The sequence below is a fragment of the Candidatus Binataceae bacterium genome (assembly GCA_035508495.1).
Taxonomy (GTDB): Bacteria; Desulfobacterota; Binatia; order Binatales; family Binataceae; genus JASHPB01.
Genome location: DATJMX010000014.1, coordinates 33,631 through 54,479, shown reverse-complemented (window position 1 = coordinate 54,479; position 20,849 = coordinate 33,631). Strand labels below are relative to the sequence as shown.

At 62.6% G+C, this 20,849-nt stretch carries 20 protein-coding genes; 7 read left to right on the top strand and 13 right to left on the bottom strand.

What is annotated here, in order from left to right:
* Positions 1 to 31: 31 nt before the first annotated feature.
* The 10 genes from VMA09_04590 to VMA09_04545 all read right to left on the bottom strand — a co-directional run bounded on the left by VMA09_04590 (position 32) and on the right by VMA09_04545 (position 11,614).
* Positions 32 to 1,489: a M20/M25/M40 family metallo-hydrolase gene (locus VMA09_04590; protein HUA32858.1), complete on the bottom strand. Its 1,458-nt coding sequence runs from the start codon at positions 1,487 to 1,489 to the stop codon at positions 32 to 34.
* Positions 1,490 to 1,521: 32 nt separating this feature from the next.
* A complete protein-coding gene (gene mutM / locus VMA09_04585; protein HUA32857.1) occupies positions 1,522 to 2,355 on the bottom strand; it encodes a bifunctional DNA-formamidopyrimidine glycosylase/DNA-(apurinic or apyrimidinic site) lyase in 834 nt (277 codons plus the stop codon).
* Positions 2,355 to 3,167: a 16S rRNA (adenine(1518)-N(6)/adenine(1519)-N(6))-dimethyltransferase RsmA gene (gene rsmA, locus VMA09_04580; GenBank protein ID HUA32856.1), complete on the bottom strand. Its 813-nt coding sequence runs from the start codon at positions 3,165 to 3,167 to the stop codon at positions 2,355 to 2,357. The genes mutM and rsmA overlap by 1 nt, the downstream gene beginning before the upstream one ends.
* A 71-nt stretch (positions 3,168 to 3,238) precedes the next feature.
* The gene (tsaD, locus tag VMA09_04575) at positions 3,239 to 4,243 is read right to left on the bottom strand and encodes a tRNA (adenosine(37)-N6)-threonylcarbamoyltransferase complex transferase subunit TsaD (protein HUA32855.1); all 1,005 of its coding nucleotides are present in this window, start codon (positions 4,241 to 4,243) and stop codon (positions 3,239 to 3,241) included.
* A 43-nt stretch (positions 4,244 to 4,286) separates the two neighbouring features.
* Entirely contained in the window at positions 4,287 to 5,246 is a 960-nt protein-coding gene (locus tag VMA09_04570; GenBank protein HUA32854.1) for a tetratricopeptide repeat protein, read from the bottom strand.
* Positions 5,246 to 7,612, bottom strand: coding sequence for a PBP1A family penicillin-binding protein (locus VMA09_04565; GenBank protein HUA32853.1), 2,367 nt, complete (start codon positions 7,610 to 7,612; stop codon positions 5,246 to 5,248). Before VMA09_04565 ends, VMA09_04570 begins: the two co-directional genes overlap by 1 nt.
* Before the next feature lie 61 nt (positions 7,613 to 7,673).
* Positions 7,674 to 9,035, bottom strand: coding sequence for a DegQ family serine endoprotease (locus VMA09_04560; protein ID HUA32852.1), 1,362 nt, complete (start codon positions 9,033 to 9,035; stop codon positions 7,674 to 7,676).
* Positions 9,036 to 9,147: 112 nt separating this feature from the next.
* On the bottom strand, positions 9,148 to 9,570 hold the full coding sequence (locus VMA09_04555) for a DUF1844 domain-containing protein (protein ID HUA32851.1): 423 nt from the start codon (positions 9,568 to 9,570) through the stop codon (positions 9,148 to 9,150).
* Positions 9,571 to 9,575: 5 nt separating this feature from the next.
* Positions 9,576 to 10,481 (bottom strand): zinc metalloprotease HtpX, encoded by a 906-nt coding sequence (htpX, locus tag VMA09_04550; GenBank protein ID HUA32850.1) that lies wholly within the window; start codon positions 10,479 to 10,481, stop codon positions 9,576 to 9,578.
* Between the two features lie 128 nt (positions 10,482 to 10,609).
* Entirely contained in the window at positions 10,610 to 11,614 is a 1,005-nt protein-coding gene (locus VMA09_04545) for a glycosyltransferase family 9 protein (protein HUA32849.1), read from the bottom strand.
* A gap of 29 nt (positions 11,615 to 11,643) precedes the next feature.
* On the opposite strand from VMA09_04545, the gene cysK reads away from it, so the two are divergent.
* The 3 genes from cysK to VMA09_04530 all read left to right on the top strand — a co-directional run bounded on the left by cysK (position 11,644) and on the right by VMA09_04530 (position 14,259).
* Positions 11,644 to 12,579, top strand: coding sequence for a cysteine synthase A (cysK, locus tag VMA09_04540; protein ID HUA32848.1), 936 nt, complete (start codon positions 11,644 to 11,646; stop codon positions 12,577 to 12,579).
* 14 nt (positions 12,580 to 12,593) lie between these two features.
* Positions 12,594 to 13,436, top strand: a complete 843-nt coding sequence (gene larE, locus VMA09_04535; GenBank protein ID HUA32847.1) for an ATP-dependent sacrificial sulfur transferase LarE — start codon at positions 12,594 to 12,596, stop codon at positions 13,434 to 13,436.
* 85 nt (positions 13,437 to 13,521) lie between these two features.
* The gene (locus tag VMA09_04530) at positions 13,522 to 14,259 is read left to right on the top strand and encodes a hypothetical protein (GenBank protein ID HUA32846.1); all 738 of its coding nucleotides are present in this window, start codon (positions 13,522 to 13,524) and stop codon (positions 14,257 to 14,259) included.
* Positions 14,260 to 14,277: 18 nt separating this feature from the next.
* On the opposite strand, the gene lysS is transcribed toward VMA09_04530, so the two are convergent.
* Positions 14,278 to 15,900, bottom strand: coding sequence for a lysine--tRNA ligase (gene lysS, locus VMA09_04525; GenBank protein HUA32845.1), 1,623 nt, complete (start codon positions 15,898 to 15,900; stop codon positions 14,278 to 14,280).
* Between the two features lie 5 nt (positions 15,901 to 15,905).
* Positions 15,906 to 16,151 (bottom strand): hypothetical protein, encoded by a 246-nt coding sequence (locus tag VMA09_04520; protein ID HUA32844.1) that lies wholly within the window; start codon positions 16,149 to 16,151, stop codon positions 15,906 to 15,908.
* A gap of 192 nt (positions 16,152 to 16,343) precedes the next feature.
* Between VMA09_04520 and VMA09_04515 the strand changes: the two genes are divergently transcribed.
* Positions 16,344 to 17,384: a DHH family phosphoesterase gene (locus VMA09_04515; protein HUA32843.1), complete on the top strand. Its 1,041-nt coding sequence runs from the start codon at positions 16,344 to 16,346 to the stop codon at positions 17,382 to 17,384.
* A 64-nt stretch (positions 17,385 to 17,448) separates the two neighbouring features.
* Positions 17,449 to 17,700, top strand: a complete 252-nt coding sequence (locus VMA09_04510; GenBank protein HUA32842.1) for an HPr family phosphocarrier protein — start codon at positions 17,449 to 17,451, stop codon at positions 17,698 to 17,700.
* Between the two features lie 12 nt (positions 17,701 to 17,712).
* Here VMA09_04510 and VMA09_04505 read toward each other — a convergent pair whose 3' ends face one another.
* Entirely contained in the window at positions 17,713 to 18,069 is a 357-nt protein-coding gene (locus VMA09_04505; protein ID HUA32841.1) for a hypothetical protein, read from the bottom strand.
* Positions 18,070 to 18,285: 216 nt separating this feature from the next.
* On the opposite strand from VMA09_04505, the gene metK reads away from it, so the two are divergent.
* Together metK and ahcY are read left to right on the top strand one after the other, a co-directional pair.
* A complete protein-coding gene (gene metK / locus VMA09_04500) occupies positions 18,286 to 19,470 on the top strand; it encodes a methionine adenosyltransferase (protein ID HUA32840.1) in 1,185 nt (394 codons plus the stop codon).
* Positions 19,471 to 19,520: 50 nt separating this feature from the next.
* On the top strand, positions 19,521 to 20,837 hold the full coding sequence (ahcY, locus tag VMA09_04495) for an adenosylhomocysteinase (protein ID HUA32839.1): 1,317 nt from the start codon (positions 19,521 to 19,523) through the stop codon (positions 20,835 to 20,837).
* Positions 20,838 to 20,849: the final 12 nt, after the last annotated feature.

Here is a 20,849-nt window from a genome sequence, read left to right as displayed (position 1 = left end):
CCGCGTTCCGACCGCTATCGCGACGCGATCGCTATTTGCCGGGACCACAGAGCTGCATCGTCAGATCATATGTCGCGCGTACGCCGCGATTGAGGTTGTCGATCGACAAGCGCTCGTTGTCGCCGTGCACGCGCTCCATCTCCTCCGGCGCGAGGATGATCGGCACGAAGCCGTACGATGGCACGCCGTGCGCGCGCAGGAATCGCGAATCGGTGCCGCCGGTCGTCATCCAGGGAACGACGCTCGCGTCTTTGAAGTCCTTGGCGGCGACCGCTTTGATCGCATCCCAGGCCTCCCCGCTGGTCGGCGAAGGCTCGGCGTCGTCGGGCTTCTGCAGCACGTCGATCGCGATCCGATCGTCGTTGCCCATCAGCTCGTGAAGATGCTTCAGGAACGCATCGGAGTCGGTGCCGGGCAGGAGCCGGCAATCGAGTCCCGCCTCAGCTTCCGACGGCACTACGTTCACCTTGTAGCCCGACTTCAGCATCGTGAGCGAAATCGTATCGCGCATCAGAGCCTGGATATCGTACGGCGCGAGCGGTCCGCGCGCCGCGAAGTCCGCCATATAGGGCCATCCGAGATGCGCCAGCTCGAACGAGGTGGGGAAGCTCTTGGACTCTGCGACGGTCGCCATCGCCTCGGCGAAGATCGGCGTGATTCGCCACGGCGGCTGATTCTCGGCGACGTTGTGCAGCGCGTTGATCAAAATGAGATTCGGATTGTCGGGCCGCGGCACCGAGCCGTGACCCGCGTGGCCCGTGGCCGTCACGTGCATCCAGAAAACGCGCTTCTCCGACACCGCGACGAGGAACGTCGTGCCGGAAGTGCCGAGCCATCCGGGCTCGGCGCCGCCGCCCTCGTTGATCGCGAAGGCGGGATCGATCGCGTCCCAATGATTCTTCACCATCCATTCGGCGCCGTTCGCGCCGCCCGCTTCCTCGTCGGGATTCACCATCATCTCCACCCCGCGGCTGAGCGGAATGTTCTGACGCTTCAGCGCGAGCAGCGTCATCAGGGCCATGATGCCGTGGGCCTTGTTGTCGATGGCGCCGCGTCCCCACACGAAGCCCTCTTCGAGATCGGCGCTGAACGGAGGATGAAACCAGTTCGAGGCGATCGCCGGCACGACGTCGGCATGCGACATCAGTAGCAGCGGTTTCTTGCCCTCGGGACCGCGCAGCTTGGCGACCAGCGAGACCATCCCGGGTTTGCTTTCGAAGACCGTGTTCTCGATTCCTTCCTTGTCGAGGATTTGCTTGAGGAACGCGATCGCGGCGGTGGTGTTGCTGGGAGGATTGGTCGTGTCGAATTGCAGATAGGTTCGGAAGTAGCCGAGGGCTTCGTCGTTGAGCGCTTTCCAGTCGAGAGCTTGCGTTGGCTGCGGCGCGGATGCATCGGCGCTGAACGCGGGAGCAACGCTGAAGATCGCGAGCGCGATCGCGCACGCGGACATGAGGATCGTAAGTCGCGCGCGGCGTCGTTGATTCATGCGGGTCTCCTCGCGATACGTTCGGTTCATCTTCAGCGCTGGCACTTCGGGCAGTAGAAGCTCGCGCGCTGGCCCACGACGACGTTGCGAATCGGCGTGCCGCAGACGTAGCACGGTTCGCCGTCGCGGCCGTAAACTTGGAGTTGTTTTGCGAAGCGGCCGGGCTGGCCTTCGGAATCGCGATAGCTGCGGAAGGTGGTGCCGCGGCTGCCGATCGCGGCGCGCAGGATCACGGGCGTCGCCGCGACGATTCGCTCGAGCTCGTCGCGTTTGACCTTGCCGGCGCGCCGCGTCGGGCGGACTTTCGCGCGAAACAGGATCTCCGACGCGTAGATATTGCCGATACCGGCGACCACGCGCTGGTCCATGATCAGATTTTTGATCGCGACTTTCTTGCCGCGCGCTTTCGATGCGAGGTAGTCGGCGTTGAATTCGCGCGACAGCGGCTCGGGGCCGATCCCACGCAGCTCGGCGAGGCTCGCCAGCTCGGCGCGCGCCACCGCCATCATCAGGCCGAAGCGGCGCGGGTCGTTGTAAACGAGATTAGTGCCGTCGTCGAGCGCGAGCGTGACGTGATCGTGCTTGGCGTCGAATTCGTCGTCTTTGAAGTCGCGTCCGCGATGCGTCAGGCTGCCGCTCATGCCGAGATGGGTCAGCAGCGTCATCTCGCCGGCGAGCTCGAGCATCAGGTACTTGGCGCGGCGCGTGATGTCGTCGATGCGGCGGCCGGCGAGCGCCGCGGCAAAATCGGCGGCGACGCGGCGGCGCAGGCGCGGCTCGGTCACGCGAACCTTCGTGATCGTGCGGCCCACGGCAGAGCGATGCAGGATGCGGCGGAGCGATTCGACTTCAGGCAGTTCAGGCATCAGCGGTTATCGAGAGTGATTAGATCGCCGCGCATCGCGCGCGCAAGGCTTACGAACGCGCCGACCGCGAGAGTCTCGGCGCGCGCGCTCGGGTTGATACCGGCGTCGTTGAGCGCGGCGTCTATCTTCGTTGGCTCGATCGACAACGCGCCGATGAGAGAATTGCGAATCGTTTTGCGCCGCGCCGCGAACGACGCGCGCACGACAGCGAGCACGGCGCGCTCGTCGCTCGCCTCGAAGGGCCGAGGGTTCAGCGGTACGAAGCGCAGCACTTCGGCATCGACCTTGGGCCGCGGATGGAAGCTGCCGGCTGCGACGATGAAGTGCGCATCGATTCGCCAGTAGAGCGCGGTGTACACCGTCAGCGCCGAGTAAGCGTCGTCGCCCGGGCGGGCGCGAATCCGCTCGGCGACTTCGCGCTGAAACATCAGGACCAGCCGCTTGAACATCATGGCGTCGTCGCAGAGCTTGCGCAGAATCGCGGCGGCGACGTTGAACGGCAGGTTGCCGATCGCAATGGCCGGTGCGGGAAGCTCCGACGCCAGATCGATCTCAAGGAAGTCGGTGTTGAGCACGTGCACGAGATCGATCTCGGCGAAGCGATCGACGAGCCGCTGGGCGAGACGCGGATCGAGCTCGATCAATGTCAGCTTGCCGATCGGCTGCTCGACGATTCTTTCGGTGAGGATGCCGAGGCCCGGCCCGATCTCGATGACATCGTCGCCCGGCTCGATCTCGGCTAACGAGACGATTCGGTGCGCGACCGCTGGCGCGACGAGAAAATTCTGCCCGCGAGATTTGGTCGGCCGCACGCCGGCCGTGGCGAGCGCGGACGCGGGGCGCGTCGGCGACGATCTTAAAGGAGGCTTGCGCGGCAACTGCACTACAGCGCGAGGTTGGCCTCGGCGTCGATCGCGAGGTCGTCGCGCTCGCCGCGGAGCAGCCGGTAGCTGCCTGCGAGCGCGATCATCGCGGCGTTGTCCGTGCAAAACTTAAACGAGGGCGCAATAAGGCGGCGCCCATCCTCGGCCGCAGCCTGCGCCAGCTTGTCGCGCAGGCGCGAGTTCGCCGCAACGCCGCCGGTGAGCACGATAGTATCGACGCCGAGCTCGCGCGCCGCGGCGATCGTCGGCTTGACCAGCATGTCGACCACGGCTTCCTGGAAGCTCGCAGCCAGATCGGAAGACTCGAGCGCCGCGCCGGCCTCGGAGCGCAGCAGCGTCGCGACCGACGTTTTAACGCCGCTGAAGCTGAAATCCATCGGCGCGCCGCGCACGTGGGCGCGCGGAATGCGCACGCTCTTGCGGTTACCCGAGCGTGACAGCTCGTCGATAATTTTGCCGCCCGGATAGCCGAGGCCCATCAGCTTCGCGACCTTGTCGAACGCTTCGCCCGCGGCATCGTCGCGCGTGCGGCCGAGCCGCCGATAGCCGCCGAAGCCTTCGACCGCGAACAGGGCGGTATGACCACCGGATACCACCAGCGCGAGGAACGGGAACTCGACGCGATGCTCGAGCAGCGGCGCGAGAATATGCCCCTCGATGTGATTGACGCCGACCATCGGGATGCCCGTGCTCTGCGCGAGCCCCTTGGCGCACATGAGGCCCACGAGCAGCGAGCCGACAAGGCCGGGACCGCGCGTCACGGCGATTCCCTCGATATCGGCGAGCGTGCATCCCGCGGCGGCGAGCGTGCGCTCGATCACCGGCAGAATCGTGATGACGTGATTGCGCGACGCAAGCTCGGGCACGATGCCGCCGTACGCGCGATGGATATCGTCCTGGTTGGCGACGCTGCTCGCGCGCATCTCGACGATGCCCGGCACCGCAGTCTCGATTACTGCTGCGGCGGCATCGTCGCAGGACGATTCGATTCCGAGAATCAACATGCTGTCAAAGATATCCCGCTTCGATCCGCGGTTGAAGAAGCGCCTAGTTGTTCGGCGAAGCCTCGGGCGGAGGACCTGACGGCGGCGGCGGAGGCGGCTCGGCCTCGGGCGGCGCTTCGGGAGGTGGTGCGCTCTGAGGAGGCGATTGGATGAGCGAGGCATTGCCCTCGGTGGTCGATACACCAACGGGAGCCGCGGGCGCGTAGTCGGCGAGGCGGGTCGCGCCCACGCGCGCGGTCAGATTTCCGGGCTCGATGGCGAGCGCCTTCTGGTACGCGGTCACGGCCTGCTGTTGCTGACCGGCTTCCTCGAGCGCGACGCCCTCGAACGCGAGCGCCTCGCTATGCCACGCCGGGTCGGCACCGAACGAGACCTCGGCTCGCCTGAGGAATGCCTCGGCCTGCGTGTAGTTCTGTTTCGCGATGTAAGCGCGACCCAGGTAGAGATACGCGTAGCCATTGCCCGCGTCGATTGAGACTGCGCTGCCGAGATCGCGGATCGCCTCGTCGGTGTGGCCCGCGACGAGTTCCTTGCGGGCCTGTTCGGTCGCGCGCAGCGAGGCGGCTCGGGCGGGATTCGGCGCGCTCGCAATCAAGTTCGTCAGCGGCGCGTCACTGACCTGCACCGACGGAGCGACCGCGCCGATGTCGAGCGCGGGCGGAATGTCAGTCGGCGTTGACGATGGCGATGCCTCGGCGGCGGGAGAGGCGGCCGCAGCTTCCGAGCCTTGTGCCACAGGCGATTCCGCACTCGAAGGCGATTCTTCCGCAGCGGAAGTATCTTCATCAGATGGGGACGCTGGCGCGGCTGGCGATCCCGCCGCGGCGGCGCTCGGCGCGGCCCCCGGAGAAGCAGCGCCTGCCACAGGCGAAGGCGTTGCGGTAGGAGTCGGGAGATCGGCGCCGCCGATCGACTGCTCGTTGAAAGCCAGCGCCGGTCCATTCAGCGCGAGCGAAGCGGCGAGAATTGCGAGCGCGAATCGCGCCGTGACTATCAGGCGCATCAGTCGTTGGGATCCGCGGCGCCGTCGGGCTCGGGCGGCGCTCCGCTATCAATTGAAGTGAGCGTGCCCCCGCCCTTCTGAATCGAACAGGCTACGGTCGGCGCGAGGTCCTGGGGGAACACGCCCATGATCGCGACAGGCCAGTTTGGCCCAGCTTTGCAGCCTGTCGTCGGGTCGATTCTTTCTACGACGATGTCGGGCGGCGCGACAAAATCGAGCGCCGGGCGCGAGGCCGTCGCGGCTTTCATGAACGCGGTCCACGCCGGCAGCGAGGCTTGCGCGCCGGTGAGACCCAGCACTTCCTTCTGGTCGAAGCCGGTCCATACGATGGTCAGCAGGTTGGGCGTGAAGCCTGCGAACCATGCATCTTTCTCGTCGTTGGTCGTACCGGTCTTGCCCGCGGCCGGCCGCGTGAAGCCCATCGTACGCGCGCCCGCGCCGGTGCCGTGATTGATCACCTGCTGGAGCATGAACTGGCCCATGTACGCGAGCTCGGGCGAGATCACCTGCTCAGCCTTGAATTCGTGTCCTTCGATGACCTTGCCGTTTTCGTCGACGACGGCGGTTATCGCGTAAGGGTGAACTTCGAGGCCGTCGTTGGCGATAATCGCGTAGGCCTGCGCGACCTGCATCGGCGAGACTTCGATACCGCCGAGAACGATCGACGGATAGTTCGGCAGGTCGCCGAAGCCCAGCTTCGCCGCCATCGCGCGGATGCGATCGAGCCCGATATCGTTGGCCAGCCGCGCGGTTGCCGAGTTGAGCGACTCCTGGAGCGCGAACTCGAGCGTGACGTGGCCGAAGAAACGATCCTTGTAATTGTTGGGCGTCCAGCTCATGTCGCCGTACTGCCACGTGAAGGGTGCATCCTCGATGTACGAGGTCGGCAGCAGCTTCTCAGCACCGCCACTCAGCGTTTCGTCGAACGCGGCCAGATAGGTCACCGGCTTGAACACCGATCCCGGCTGGCGCTTGCTCTGCACGACGCGATTGAACTGGCTCTCCTGGTAGTCGCGGCCGCCGACCATCGCGCGAATCTTGCCGCTCTGCGGCTCGATCGAAACGAGGCACGATTCGAGTTGCTCCTTCTTCTCGCGCCTTCTGAGCGCCGCATGCTTGGCCTCAAGATCTTCGAGGTTCTTCTCGATCGCATGTTCGGCCAGCTTCTCCGTATGCACATCGAGGGTGGTGAAGATGCGCAGGCCCTCGGCGTCGAGGACCGACGGCGGATAGCGCTCCTCGAGCTCCTTCTTCACGTAGTCGAAGAAATACGGCGCGTCGTTGTTCTCGGTAAAAACCTCGCGCGCATGAATCGGCTCGGCCACGGCTACGTCGTAGGCGGCCTTGCTGATGTAACCGTCAGTCATCATCGAGGCGAGCACTTCGTTACGGCGCTGACGGGACGCATCAGGATGCCTCAGCGGGTTCAGCCGGTTCGGCGAGCTGATCATGCCGGCAATCGAGGCCATCTCGGCGATCGTCAAATCGCGCGGATCCTTGGAATAGTAATATTGCGAGGCTTCGAAGATTCCGTAGATACCTTCCTGCCCGCGCTGACCGAGATAAATATCGTTGATGTAGTTTTCGAGGATATCGTCCTTGGAATATTTCTGCTCCGCGATATACGCCATCAGCGCTTCTTTGATCTTGCGCTTGTAGCTGCGCTCGCGGGTGAGGAAGAAGTTCTTCATCAACTGCTGTGTGAGCGTCGAACCGCCCTGGCGCACCTGGTGCGAGGTGAAATCGATGTAGGCGGCCTTGATCGTGCGCACCACGTCGATACCGTGATGCTCATAGAAGCGGTGATCCTCGGCGGCGAGGATCGCGTCGATCATCGACGGCGGCACCTGCGAGAGCGGAACCAGATGGCGCTGCTGCCAATCGCCCGAGAAGATGCCGTTGATCATTTCGGGCTCGAGCTCGAAGGAGAAGATCGGATGGTTGCTCGAGGGATCTTCCATCGAGACAATCTGGTCGCTCTTGATATCGAGCTGGATCATTTCGCCCGGGAAGTTGCGGTACGGGTACGAAAAGCTGTGCAGGAAGATCACGAGCTTGCCGTGCGGCTTGTCGAAGTTGTACTCGCCGCGCATCGCGACCTTGCCCGGATCGACGGGATGGTAATTGAGCCGCGCCAGGCGCTCGAAGAAACCGATGTCCTTGAGCGTGACGCCGGGGTAGATCAGCGTCGAATCGGAATAGACGCGCGACGGGATGTTCCAGCGCTTACCCGAGAAGCGCGTGACGACCTCGTTCTCGAGCTGATGGTAGTAGTTGAAGAACAGGTAGAGCGTGGGCGGCACCGCGAACAGCACCAGCAGACCAAACACGAGCAGCACGATCTTGAGGATTCTTTTAACGGTCATTGCGCCGCGCCCGTCGGGGCCTCTTCGCTCCGGTCCTGAACTGTCTCACCGTGCCGCGGGCTCACGCCTCGGGCTTGAGCGCGATGTATTCGGTCTTCTCGGCGCGTTTAATCAGCAGGAGGACGATCTTGTCCCTGCCGCCCTCTTGCAGTGCCTTTTCGTAGGAATGCACGTCGAGGATCGGCTGACGGTTGACCTCGATTATGACATCGCGGGCGCGCAGACCCGCCTCGTCAGCGCGGCTTCCCGGCTGCACCGAAGAGACTACGACGCCGCTCGTGATATCGATACCCAGCTCGTGCGCGAGGTCGGGGCTCAAATCCTTGACGTGTAGCCCGTAGGGCGACGGCCCGCCGATATCGGGCTTGTCCTGGTTCTCAGCCGACGCGAGCTCCTGCTCCTGCGATTCAGTGATCTTGAGCGGCAGCTCGAGCGTATGCTTGTCGCGAATGACCTTGAGCGTCGCGTCTTCGCCGAGCGGAGCGCGTCCGACGAGCAACGGCAGCTCGCGTGAGTCGGTTATCACCTGGTTGTCGAACGCGACGATTACATCACCGCGCTTGATACCTGCCGATTTCGCGGGGCCATTCTTAAGAACCTCGGCGACGAGCGCGCCGCGCGAATCGGGCAGTCCCAGCGACTCGGCGAGCTCGGGCGTGATCGGCTGGATATAGACGCCAAGCCATCCGCGCGTCACTTTGCCCGCGGTCTCGAGCTGCGCCAGCTCCTGCTTGACCATGTTGACCGGGATCGCAAACCCGATTCCCATGCTCGAGCCGGTGCGGGTGTAAATCGCGGAGTTCACCCCGATCACTTCGCCGCGCAGGTTGATCAGCGGACCGCCCGAGTTGCCGGGATTTATCGACGCGTCGGTCTGGATGAAATCGTCGTAGTTGCCCGGGATGAAGCGGCCCTTGGCGCTCACGATTCCGACTGTCACCGAATGATCGAAGCCGAACGGATTTCCGATCGCGAGCACCCACTGCCCGACCTTCACATCGTCCGAGTTGCCGAGCGGCGCGACGGGCAGGTCACGCTTGGGCGCGATCTTCAGAACGGCGATGTCGCTCTTCTCGTCGTGCCCGATGAGCTTGGCGATGTAGATCGTTCCGTCCTGAAGCGTGACGGTGATCTTCGACGGATGGTCGACGACGTGGTCGTTGGTCAGCACGTAGCCGTCCTTGCTGACGATAAAGCCGGAACCGAGGCTCTTGGAATGCTGCGGCTCGCCGAAATCCTCCAGTGGGTTGTGCTTGTGCGGCTCGGGCTCGTCGCTGGATTCGCCCTCCTCCGCTTCTTCGGTTGAGATGTTGACGACGGCGGGGCTGAGCTTCGCGGCAAGATCGACAAAGTCGGGCAGCGTCTGCGCCTTGGGGCGACCGTTATCGGCAGGCAGCTCCGTCCACGGCAGTTGCGACGCCATGCATACGGAATGGGCGGACGCGAAAACCGCTATCAGGGCGAACGCTAAGCAACCGATCAGAGTGGAACGCAAAAACTTATGAGGCATTTCCAACCAGGGAGCGGACGACCCGTCAGCCAGCGGTCGGCTTCGCCAATTCAACGTATTTCATTCGCAACTCAAAGAGAATCGCCTCGATGAGGTTCTGTTCCTCGCGATCGAGATTGCCGCGCGTCTTGTCGCGCAGGATCCCAATTATATCGATGAATTGACGTGCAGCGCCAAGGTCGCGATGCCGCTTGCCGGTGACGGGATCGGGCATCTCGCCGAGCGCCACCAACGCCTCGGTCGAAAGCCCCACCAGGAAGGTCGAAAACGACATTTCGAGATGCTCATGAGCCTCAGGGGGTGGCGGCGGAGGTGGCGGCTCGGGAGCAGCGTGCGCGGCAGACGCAGCCTGCTGAGCCTCGGCATCCTGCCGCGCCTCGCCCTCGGCGTCGAATCGCCGGCGATCTTGAACCTTGAAGCCTTTGCCCTTTTCTTCGGAATCTTCCATTGCGATCAGTTCACGCCTTTTGCCGCCATCTGTTCAAGCCTGCGGATTCGTTCCTCGATCGGCGGATGAGTCGAGAACAGGCGCGCCATTCCAGCCGCGCTCAGCGGATTGACGATAAACAGATGCGCCGTCGCGGGACTAGCCGGCAACGGCATCCGCTCGTTTGCGGCTTCGAGCTTGCGCAAAGCATTGGCGAGCAGCAGCGGGTTATGGGTCAGCCGCGCGCCGCTGGCGTCGGCCTGGTATTCGCGGGTGCGTGAGATCGCAAGCTGAATCAGCGACGCGGCGATCGGCGCGAGCAGGCCGGCGATCAGCAGGCCGGCGATACCGCCTTCCTCGTCGTCGCGCTCGCCCATTCCGAAGATCGCGCCCCACCGTATCCACGTCCCGATCATCATCACGGCGCCCGCGAGCGTGGCCGCGATCGAGCTGGTCAGGATGTCGCGATTGATCACGTGCGACAGCTCATGGCCGAGCACGCCTTTGATTTCATCGCGCGTGCAAATCCGCATGATTCCGCGCGTTACCGCGACCGCGGCGTGATTCGGATTGCGTCCGGTCGCAAAGGCGTTGGGCGTGTCGGTGTCGATCATGTAGAGGCGCGGCATCGGGATGTGCGCCTCGGTCGCGAGTTCCTGCACGATCGAGTAAACCTCGGGCGCGCTCGACGCGTCGATCTCCTGCGCGCCATATGCCCGCAGCACGAGTTTGTCCGAGAACCAGTAGCTGAAGAAATTCAGGACCGCGGCGAATACCAACGCCAGCGCCACACCTTGGCGACCTCCAAGCAGCCCGCCGATCACCATCAGCAGCCCGGTCATCAGGCCAAGTAAAAGCGAGGTTTTGAAGAAGCTCGACATGATCATCTGCTCCAGGCCGCAACGCAGCTCTCGGGCGTATTCGATGACCAAGGCGTCATGGACGATACGTGATCCCGCTGCCTGGCGAGGCGCTCGTGACGTTGTCGTCTGGAGCACCGGCCGGCTGGCAATTTGAAGCTACGCCTGCGAATTTTTACAGTCAACGCAGCCACCGTTTCTCACTCCTTCACTCGAGTTTGGAATCGCTCCGATCGTTGAAGCCGTTCTCTGAGAGCGCTTGCGATATCGTCGGTGGTTGTCGATTCAAGCGACTGATGGGCGACAATAGTAACTTCTCCGATAGGACGCCAACGATCCGGACTCGTCGGTCCGAAAATCGCAACGCCGGGCGTGCCGACCGCCGCCGCAAGATGCGATACGCCCGAATCGTTGCCGACGAACGCCGCCGCCATCCGTGCGATCCCCGCCACGACCGGGAGCTCGAGACCGCTGAGCAAAGGGAGTCCGAGGCCGCTCATGATGAGCGCCAAGTCCTCTTCGGCCGGCCCGAGGATGAACACCGGCCGAGTACCGTCAGGCATCGAGGTCGCGAGGTTCAGGTAATTTCCGATCGGCCAATTCTTGGCCCGGCTACCACTGCCAGGAAAGATCGCGACGAAGGGCTCATCCGGCCCGATTCCAGCGAAGCGCAGCGCCGATGCTGCGGCGTTCAAATCATCGGCGGCAACGACGATGCGAAAAGTCGAAACATCGGCATCCTTATCAATCATTTTCAGATACTCGGCCGCGACGTGGCCGGCGCCGGGGGGGCGAAACGGCAGACACGTCGTGCGCCCGGGAGCGTATCGTTCGAGACGGTCGCGAAACCCGGAATCGTCGTAGGCAAGGTACGAATAGAGACGGCGGAATTGCGAGAAAAATTCGCGCGCCTCGGCGGTTTCGCCACTGAACAGCGCCGCCACCTCGCTCCGATCGATTGAATGTCCCCGCGCGATGCGAAACCGGCCGGCCGCGAATCGCGCCAGCTCCGGCTTGGCCATCAGTTCAATCTTCGCGCCGGGATTTGCCCGCGCGATCGCATCCAAGGCGGGACCAGCACAGACAAGGTCACCCAACGCCCCAGGGAAAATGACGAGTACGCGCGCCGATGACGTAGCCAACTGGATAACGACCTTCGAGGGTAACTTAACCACGGTTTCGAGCACTTTCCGCAGTGTTCGCATCGTGTTCGGATATGGGTAGAATCGGCACCATGCCCGTCAGCGTTGCGCAATCGCCGCTCGATCTCATCGGCCACACGCCAGTCGTGCGCCTTAACAGGATTCCCGGTCCTAACGACGCTGAAGTGTGGGCGAAGCTCGAGAACTTCAACCCGGGCGGCAGCGTCAAGGACCGCATCTGTCTCGGGATGATCGAAGCGGCCGAAAAGGCAGGCCGGATCAAGCCCGGCGATACCATTGTCGAGCCGACCTCGGGCAACACCGGTATCGGCCTCGCCCTGGTCGCGGCTGTCAAAGGCTATCGGCTGATCTTGACGATGCCCGATACGATGAGCGAGGAGCGGCGCTCACTGCTGGTCGCGTATGGCGCCCAGCTCGTGCTCACGCCCGACACCCGCGGCATGCATGGCGCGATCGCCAAGGCCGAGGAGCTGTGCCGCGAGAATCCCAGCTACTTCATGCCGCAGCAGTTCAGCAACGCCGCCAATCCCGACATGCATTACAAGAGCACAGGACCCGAGCTTATCGAGCAGTTCCCGTCGCTCGATGCCTTCGTCGCGGGAGTTGGCACCGGGGGAACCATTACCGGCGCGGGGCGCTACCTGCGCGAGCATTCGAAGACTCGCGTGCATATCGTCGCCGTCGAGCCGCGCAACTCGCCCGTGCTGTCTGGCGGCGAGCCGGGCTTTCACAAGATCCAGGGTATCGGCGCGGGCTTCGTGCCGAAGAACCTCGACACCAGCGTCTATGACGAAGTGATTCCAGTCAGCGACGAAGACGCGACGATTTATTCGCGGCGTCTCGCGCGCGAAGAGGGCCTGCTGGTCGGCATCTCGTCGGGCGCCAACTGCTGCGCCGCGATCCAGATCGCCAAGCGCCTGGGCAAGGGCAAAATCGTAGTCGTCGTGTTCTGCGATACCGGCGAGCGTTACCTGACGACCGATCTTTTCCAGGCCGAGGGCATCTGAAGAAAGACTCGAACATGACCCAGGCATTGCAGGACAAGCTCGAACGGATACGCGCGATCTTCAGCCCGATGAAGTCGGTGATCGTGGCGTTCTCGGGCGGCGTCGATTCGACATTCGTCATGCGCGTAGCGCACGACACGATTGGCGAGCGCGCGCTCGGGCTCACGACGACCTCGCCGACGATGCCCGACCAGGACCGCGAATCGGCGATGAATATGGCGGCGCTGATCGGCGCGCGTCATCTCGTGATCGAGTCCAACGAGCTCGAGGTTCCCGGCTACGCGCAGAATCCGCTCAACCGATGCTACCTGTGCAAGCACAACCTGTTCACTGTTTGTGAAGCGAAGGCCGCCGAGCTCGGCATCGACGAAATCGTTGACGGGCTGAATCTCGACGACTTGCACGATTATCGGCCCGGGATGCAGGCCGCGTCGGAAAAGCGCGTGCGCCATCCGTTGGTCGAGGCCGAGCTGACCAAGGCCGAGATCCGCGAGTTGTCGCGCGCGATGGGCCTGCCGACATGGGACCGCCCGGCGTCGCCATGCCTGTCGTCGCGGTTTCCATACGGCACGGAGATCACGCCCGAAGGACTGCATCGCGTTGGCGAAGGCGAGAAAGTGCTGCACGAGCTCGGCTTCAAAGTCGCCCGCGTCCGCTACCACGGCGACGTCGCACGGCTCGAGCTCGAGCAAAGCGAAATTGCGAGAGCATTCGAGCCGCGGATTCGCGACACGATCGAACGCGAGCTGAAAAAGCTCGGCTTCCGCTTCATCGCGATAGATCTCAAGGGCTTCCGCTCGGGCTCGCTCAACGAAGGTGTCATCGCCACAGCTTCGCCGCAGCGCGCTCCGGAATAAAGCCAAATCCGTTGAACCTCGGCGGATTGTTTGGCAAATCAAATAGCCGGTGGCTGATGGTTTAAAGTCGATTGGCTCGCGTACGATGACCGTGCTTAGCGGTCTCGGCGCGACGGCTACTGCGATCGCCGCGGTCGTCGGTCTGCTGACGCAGTTCGGCTGGATCGGTAGTCGCGGCAAGACCAATGCGACCCCCATCGCGGCAGTGGCGACGACAGCCGCAGCATCGCCGGCTCCCACCAAGGCGATCCTGCAACAACAAGTTTCAGCGCTCGCGACTGCGGCGCCGCAGGTGGCGGCCGCGACGCCGCGGCCGCATCACAGGCACAAGCTGAAGAACCTCAGTGCCGAGGAACTGATCGCCGGCGCTCCCGTCCCTCGTACCGTGATGCAGGCATCCAGAGCGGCGGCAACGCCGAAGGCCGTCGCGATGGCTGATGCTGCGCCGGCTGTTCCTTTAGCAGCAGCGCCCGCGGCCTCGCCGGCCGCGCAACCTTCGGTCGCGATGATCGAGCCCGCGAAGCCGCTCACGTTAACCGGAGCATGGCGCGACGGCGGTATCGGCGCGTGCCATCTAATCAATCAGAGCGGCAACAGCTTCGAGCTGACGAACTTCGATCCGACGACCGGCGAAATCATGGGCCATGGGATGGGATCCATTGACGGCAACCATGTCGAGATCACTTTCCCGCGCGGCCGCGTGCTAATCGACCTGCACGTCTCGCCCGATGGCACGACGATGTACGGAAAAGTTACGCGGCCGGCCGGAGTGTTCCGCGCGATGTGGTTTTATATCGGCCCGCAGTGCTCGAAGACGAGCTGACCGGCAGTTTCTGAAAATTTACGCGGTGCGCGCGATTGCCGCGTCGACCAGCTCGACGAAGCGCGCCGGCGTTGCGAGCCGGATGAACGCACCCAGGCGCGGGCCGCGCTCCTGCCCCAATGTCGAGCGATAAATCAGTGGAAAAATCTTGCCCGGCTTGTCGTAGTTGGCGCGCCCGAGATCGTAGATCTGCTTTTCGATGTCCTCGGCGTTAGAATCCGGATTCGCGCGAAGCCATTCCGCGAGCGAGGCGAGCTGCGCGCGCTCCGCGTCGGTCGGCGCATAAGGCGTTTTGTTGGGCTCGATAAAATCGCGATAGAAATTCAGCGTGCATTCAATCAGCCCGCGGCCCATTGCTTCGGTCTCAGGATCGCCGGCGATCGCGGCGTCGTAGCGGACCAGATAATTCCAAATGAATTCGCGATCGGAGCTGCCCAGCGCCGCCACCAGGTTCATCATCATCCCGAAGCTGAGCTCGCTCCTGAACTGGCGCGGGCTCTTGCTCTGCAGCACGAAACCCAGCGGCGAGTTGGCCTGCGTCTCCTTGTTGGCTGCGGAGTACTCGCGCAGCGCGTCGAGGTATTCGTCGACGTACTGCGGAATCGATTCGAGGAAGAGCTTGCGCGCCCGGCGTGGGTTGAGCAGCAGGAAAAACTTGAGCACCTCGATCGGCGCATAGCGGCGCCATTGATCGACCGTCACGCCGCGCCCGACCGACTTCGAAACCTTGTGGCCTTCCTCGTCGAGGAACATCTCGAACGGGAATCCGAGCGGCGGCCGCCCGCCGAGCAGCTTCACGATTGGCCCCGAGAGCCGCACCGAGTCGGTCAGATCCTTGCCGTATAACTCGTAGTCAACCTTGAGCACGAACCAGCGCAGGGCCCAATCGACCTTCCACTGCACCTTGGCATTGCCGCCGAGCACGCTCTGCTCGCCTTTGAAGGCGCATCCGTGAGCGCCGCCGAAGGCGCGTTCGCATGAGAACTCGACCGTGCCGCGATCGGGATGATACGCCGTGACGAGGGTCGAGTTGACCTGCCCGCAGTTGGGGCAGATCGGCATGAACGGCGACCATCCTTTACGATTTTCTTCGCGCAGCGTGGGCGCGACGATCGCGATTATCTCGCGATGCTTTTGCAGAATCAGCTTGAGCGCGTCGTCAAAGCCGCCGCTCGCGTACATCTCCGAGGACAGGATCAGCTGGTATGCGACTTCGACGGGCGAAAGAAAATCGTCAAGCAGGCTGACCATGTGTGCGGCGAAACTGCGATGGCAATCGCCGAAGGGATCTTCGATGCGCGAGACGGGCTTGCCCAGATGCGGCACCATCCGCTCGCGATTCGGTACGTTCTCCGGCACTTTGCGCAGGCCATCCATATCGTCGATGAAGACGACGAGCTTGGTCGGCCGCTCCGAGTCGAGGGTCTCGAAGGCACGGCGGACGTAGGACGGCCGCAGAATCTCGGCCAGCGTGCCGAGATGAGGCAGGCCCGACGGCCCGAAGCCGCTCTGAAAGACCACCGGCCGCGAGGGTTCGTAGGAAGCGACGCGTTCCTTGAGTTTCTGCGCCTCCTCGTAGGGCCACATATCGGCGCTTTGAGGAGTCTGCCGCGCACTTCCTGCCTGTGACGCACCCGCCATCGGAGCTACTCTTCCTTTTCGTCCTTACCGCGAAGTATTCGCGCGAACGCTTCGTGAATCCACGGATCGATCTGGAGGTCGCGCGCTTTTTCGGAGGCGAGTCTGAGCTTAACCCCGCAGTTGGCGCAGATAAAGGCCTCCTGGCGGAAGCCGGCTGTATCCTCGATCGCGATCTTCACAAACCATTCGGCCGCGGGGCGGCGGCAAATCGGGCATATAACCTTGGTATTTTCGGCGTCGGTGGTGCTCATAAATCGGCCTTATTGTAGCTGATTTGCTTCAACTCCGGAGCCTATGGTATTCCGGGTTCTCCGATGGCCTCTTCCACGGATCCCGCGAAAGAACCTCCACCAGCCCAAATTTGTGGCTGCGTCTACGCGTCTCTTTATTAGAAACCATAGTGCAATGACCTCGCAGACCTGCGAGAGATTTAATTAGTCTGAATGGATTCCGTTTTAACAAAGCAAAAGATTAAGGACCTGCGCTCGATGGTCGGCGAGGGCGATCGCGTCGCGATCGTGCTCCAGGACGATCCCGACCCCGACGCGATGTCGAGCGGGATGGCGTTGCGCAGCCTCCTTGGCCGCAACAAGCTGACCACGCCGCTGTTTTCATTCACGCCGGTTACCAGGCCCGAGAATCGCACGATGGTGCATCTGCTGGAAATCGAGATCCTGCCGGCCAGCACCGAAGAGCTTGCGACCTTCGACAAGATCGCGATGGTCGATGTGCAGCCGCCGTTCTTCGGCGGCAAGCTGCCGCGCGCCGATATCGTGATCGATCATCATCCCGGTTACGAAAGTGGGATCGCGCCCTTCGAGGACGTCCGCACGAAGTACGGCGCGACAGCCACCATCATGACCGAGTACATGATGACGGCGGGCGAGAAAATCAGCGAACGCCTCGCGACCGCGCTGCTTTACGGAATCCGCAGCGACACGCTGCTGCTGTCGCGGCGCGTGACCGAAGACGATATCCAGGCGTTCACCCATCTTTACCCGCTTGCCAACTATTCGCTGCTCAAGCTCATCGATCGGCCCGAGCTGCCAATCAGCTTCGCGCAGATCCTGTCGCGTGCGATGAAGCGCCTGGTAGTTCGCGACGGGTTGATCGTGTTGAACCTCGGACGCGTCGAGCGAGACGACCTGATCGTCCAGATGGCGGATTTTTGTCTGCAGTTCGAGGGCGTGCAGTGGGTCGCGATCGCGGGCAAGCTGGGGCCGAATCTCGTGATCTCCGTGCGTAATTATGGCGTGGGACGAAATAATGCGGGCGCCGCGGTAAAAAACCTTTTTGGCGATATCGGCAGCGCCGGTGGCCATCGCAACATGGCGAAAGCTGTCATCCCGCTGCGTAAGTGGCGCGCCGCGCAGGGCTCGACGCGCGATGCATTCATCGAGCAGCGCCTGACCGAGTTGTTCCCGATCGAAATCCGCCGCGAACCCGAGACCGAAGAGGTCCGCCTCGCCCGCAACGGCAACTAGCGCGTCGTTTACCCGGACATACGATACCTCTATCGTATAAAGCGTGAATGCGGTGGAGGCGTCGGTGGAGGTTAAAAATCGTCTGGGGCTTCATTTGCGCGCAGCCAGCACGCTGGCCCAGACCGTCGCGAAGTTCAAATCCCAAGTCGTGATCGTCAAGGGCAAGAACGAGGTCAGTGCCAAGAGCATCACGGGCCTGATGATGCTCGGCGCGGCCCAGGGCGCCAAGCTCAAGCTTCGCGTCGAGGGCGAGGACGCGGCCGATGCGATGAAGGCGATAAAGAAGCTCTTCGACGACAAATTCGGCGAGGATTGATACTCTTCAGATTCAACTGCCTTGGGTCGAATGCTCGAGGGCTCTCGCGCGCGAGGTTCGTACCAGGTACCAGCCAAACGCGCCGTAGCCGATAGCCAGCGAAAGGCACGCGACGGTTTCGAGCCCACGTTTAAATACCCACGTCAGACCTAGCTGCACCAGCGCAACGACAAATAGACCTCCAACGAGGCTAGCGGACATCGTAACTACGACGGCCACCAAAGCGCCCACCAATATGTCCATCGCATTGAGATTGAATCTGGTAAGCAACTTAAACGGCGCCCAGAGCAGTTTCAGGGTCGTTTGGGGTAGGATCAGTCGCAACAGCAATACGACTGCGAATACAATCAGATAGCCTTTGATCGTCATCACTCGCAGCTTAATCTTGATTCGGCAGGACCTGTCAGTTATACCGTTCCTAATCCAAAAAAGCGCCTGCGCCTCAACAGATTTTGGCCGATTCCGCTGGGCGTCATTCGGCGACTCAGGATAATTGAAGACTAGCGACCGCAGATATCCGCTTCCGCCATCGCGTCGCGACTGAGAACTGCTACCATCGCTTCCCGAACCGAGGAGTTTTCGCGAATGCCGCTTAAAGATTTCCTTTTCACGTCCGAGTCCGTCTCAGAGGGCCATCCCGACAAGATGTGCGATCAGATCTCGGACGCCGTGCTCGATGCGCTTATCGCCGAGGATCCGAACTCGCGCGTTGCACTCGAATCGCTCGCCAAGACTGGGCTTATCGTGCTGGCCGGCGAGATTACGAGCAAGGCCAAACCTGACTACGTAAGTATCGCGCGCAGAGTCGCGCTCGATATCGGCTACAACTCGGGCGAGGTCGGCTTCGACGGCAATATGTGCGCGGTGCTGATGGCGATCGAGCCGCAGTCGGCCGATATCTCGCAGGGCGTGACCGAAGGCCAGGGACTTCATGCCGAGCAGGGCGCGGGCGACCAGGGCCTGATGTTCGGCTTTGCCTGCGACGAGACGGCCGAGCTGATGCCGCTGCCGATCGCGATGGCGCATCGGCTGATGGAAAATGCGGCCAAGCTGCGTAAGTCGGGCGCGATCAAATGGCTGCGGCCCGATGCCAAGAGCCAGGTGACTGTCCGTTATGTCGACGGCAAGCCGGTCGAAGTGACCGCCGTCGTCATCTCGACGCAGCATCATCCCGACGTGAAGCACTCCGAGATCAAAGAGACGATGGTCGAGGAGCTGATCAAGAAAACCATTCCCGCGCAGTACCTCACGAAGTCCACGGTGTTCCACGTTAATCCCACCGGCAGCTTCGTTATCGGCGGGCCACACGGCGATTGCGGCCTTACCGGGCGCAAGATTATCGTCGATACTTACGGCGGCTACGGCAGGCACGGTGGCGGCGCGTTCTCAGGCAAGGATCCAAGCAAGGTCGATCGCTCGGCCTGCTACATGGCGCGCCACGTCGCGAAGAATGTCGTCGCGGCCGGCCTTGCCAAGAAGTGCGAGATCCAGGTCGCGTATGCGATCGGTGTCGCGGAGCCGGTTTCGATTTTGATCGACACTTTCGATACCGGAACCGTGCCTGATAACAAATTGTCATCGGCGCTGCGCGAGCTTTTCGACTTCCGCCCCGCGGGAATCATTAAGACGCTCCAGCTCAAGCGCCCGATTTACCAGGCGACCGCGGCCTACGGCCATTTCGGGCGCAATCCCGTCAACGGGCTGTTCCCGTGGGAGCAGACCAACATGGCCGAGCAGCTGCGCAACGCGTTTGGCGTTAACGGGCGCTAGAAGCGGCGCCCGCGCTCTCAACCCGTAATCTTCCCGGAGTAAAAAATCCGATGGCGACCACTGCGTCCAAGCGCAAGGCCGCGCCCAAGGCGCGCGCGATTCCGAATCTTCCAGAATACGACGTTCACGACCTGGGACTCGCGACCGCCGGTCACAAGCGAATCGAATGGGCCGATCGCCAGATGCCGGTGCTGCGGCGAATCCGCGAGCGCTTCAGCCGCGAGCAGCCGCTCAAGGGCGAGCGCCTGGGCGCCTGCCTTCATATCACCTGCGAGACCGCGAACCTGCTGCGCGCGCTAAAGGCCGGAGGCGCCGACGTATTCGCGTGCGCCTCGAATCCGCTCTCGACGCAGGACGACGTCGCCGCCGCGCTGGTCAAGAATTACGACATCCCGGTTTATGCGATCCACGATGAGAATCGCGACACCTACTACAGCCATCTGCGCGCCGTGCTCGAGCGCCGACCGACGATCACGATGGACGACGGCGCCGATCTCGTCAGCCTGTTGCATACCGAGTACAAGGACCGCGCTGAGGAAGTCCGCGCCAGCATGGAGGAAACGACCACCGGCGTTATCCGGCTGCGAGCGATGGAAAAGGATCGTGCGCTCAAGATTCCCGTCGTCGCGGTCAATGACGCACAGACCAAGCATCTGTTCGACAATCGCTACGGCACGGGCCAATCGACGCTTGACGGAATTATCCGCGCGACGGGCGTGCTGATCGCAGGCTCGGTGATGGTCGTGGGTGGCTACGGATGGTGCGGGCGTGGAATCGCGCTGCGTGCGCGTGGCCTTGGTGCCGACGTTATCGTTACCGAGGTCGATCCGGTTCGTGCGCTCGAAGCCGCGATGGACGGCTTTCGCGTGATGAAGATGGCTGAAGCGGCGAAGATCGGTGACGTGTTCGTCACCGCCACGGGCGACAAGCACGTCATCGCCTCGCAGCATTTCTCGCTCATGAAAGACGGCGCCTTCCTCGCGAACTCGGGCCACTTCGATGTCGAGATCGACGTCTCTTATCTCAATGACACCGCCAAGAAGATCGATCGCGACGTGACGCGCCACGTTGACGCGTACTATCTGAATAACGGCCGCACAATTTATCTGCTCGGCCAGGGGCGGCTCGTCAATCTCGCCTGCGCCGAGGGCCATCCCGCGCAGGTGATGGATATGAGCTTCGCGACACAAGCACTCGCCTCGGAGTGGGTCGCCAAGGAAGAGCAGCTCCAGGTGAAGGTGCACGAAGTTCCGATCTCGATTGAAGAAGACGTCGCCGAAGTAAAGCTCGCCGCGATGGGCATCAAGATCGACACCCTGACCGCCGATCAGAAGCATTACCTGACAAGCTGGGAATCCGGCACCTGATTAAATTTTGAA

Excerpts from the sequence above, each read along its gene's own strand:
- VMA09_04590 (HUA32858.1), bottom strand. The coding sequence starts at position 1,489 with ATGAATCAACGACGCCGCGCGCGACTTACGATCCTCATGTCCGCGTGC.
- mutM (HUA32857.1), bottom strand. The coding sequence starts at position 2,355 with ATGCCTGAACTGCCTGAAGTCGAATCGCTCCGCCGCATCCTGCATCGC.
- tsaD (HUA32855.1), bottom strand. The coding sequence starts at position 4,243 with ATGTTGATTCTCGGAATCGAATCGTCCTGCGACGATGCCGCCGCAGCA.
- VMA09_04570 (HUA32854.1), bottom strand. The coding sequence starts at position 5,246 with ATGCGCCTGATAGTCACGGCGCGATTCGCGCTCGCAATTCTCGCCGCT.
- VMA09_04565 (HUA32853.1), bottom strand. The coding sequence starts at position 7,612 with ATGACCGTTAAAAGAATCCTCAAGATCGTGCTGCTCGTGTTTGGTCTG.
- VMA09_04560 (HUA32852.1), bottom strand. The coding sequence starts at position 9,035 with ATGGCGTCGCAACTGCCGTGGACGGAGCTGCCTGCCGATAACGGTCGC.
- VMA09_04555 (HUA32851.1), bottom strand. The coding sequence starts at position 9,570 with ATGGAAGATTCCGAAGAAAAGGGCAAAGGCTTCAAGGTTCAAGATCGC.
- VMA09_04545 (HUA32849.1), bottom strand. The coding sequence starts at position 11,614 with ATGCGAACACTGCGGAAAGTGCTCGAAACCGTGGTTAAGTTACCCTCG.
- cysK (HUA32848.1), top strand. The coding sequence starts at position 11,644 with ATGCCCGTCAGCGTTGCGCAATCGCCGCTCGATCTCATCGGCCACACG.
- larE (HUA32847.1), top strand. The coding sequence starts at position 12,594 with ATGACCCAGGCATTGCAGGACAAGCTCGAACGGATACGCGCGATCTTC.
- VMA09_04530 (HUA32846.1), top strand. The coding sequence starts at position 13,522 with ATGACCGTGCTTAGCGGTCTCGGCGCGACGGCTACTGCGATCGCCGCG.
- lysS (HUA32845.1), bottom strand. The coding sequence starts at position 15,900 with ATGGCGGGTGCGTCACAGGCAGGAAGTGCGCGGCAGACTCCTCAAAGC.
- VMA09_04520 (HUA32844.1), bottom strand. The coding sequence starts at position 16,151 with ATGAGCACCACCGACGCCGAAAATACCAAGGTTATATGCCCGATTTGC.
- VMA09_04515 (HUA32843.1), top strand. The coding sequence starts at position 16,344 with ATGGATTCCGTTTTAACAAAGCAAAAGATTAAGGACCTGCGCTCGATG.
- VMA09_04505 (HUA32841.1), bottom strand. The coding sequence starts at position 18,069 with ATGACGATCAAAGGCTATCTGATTGTATTCGCAGTCGTATTGCTGTTG.
- metK (HUA32840.1), top strand. The coding sequence starts at position 18,286 with ATGCCGCTTAAAGATTTCCTTTTCACGTCCGAGTCCGTCTCAGAGGGC.
- ahcY (HUA32839.1), top strand. The coding sequence starts at position 19,521 with ATGGCGACCACTGCGTCCAAGCGCAAGGCCGCGCCCAAGGCGCGCGCG.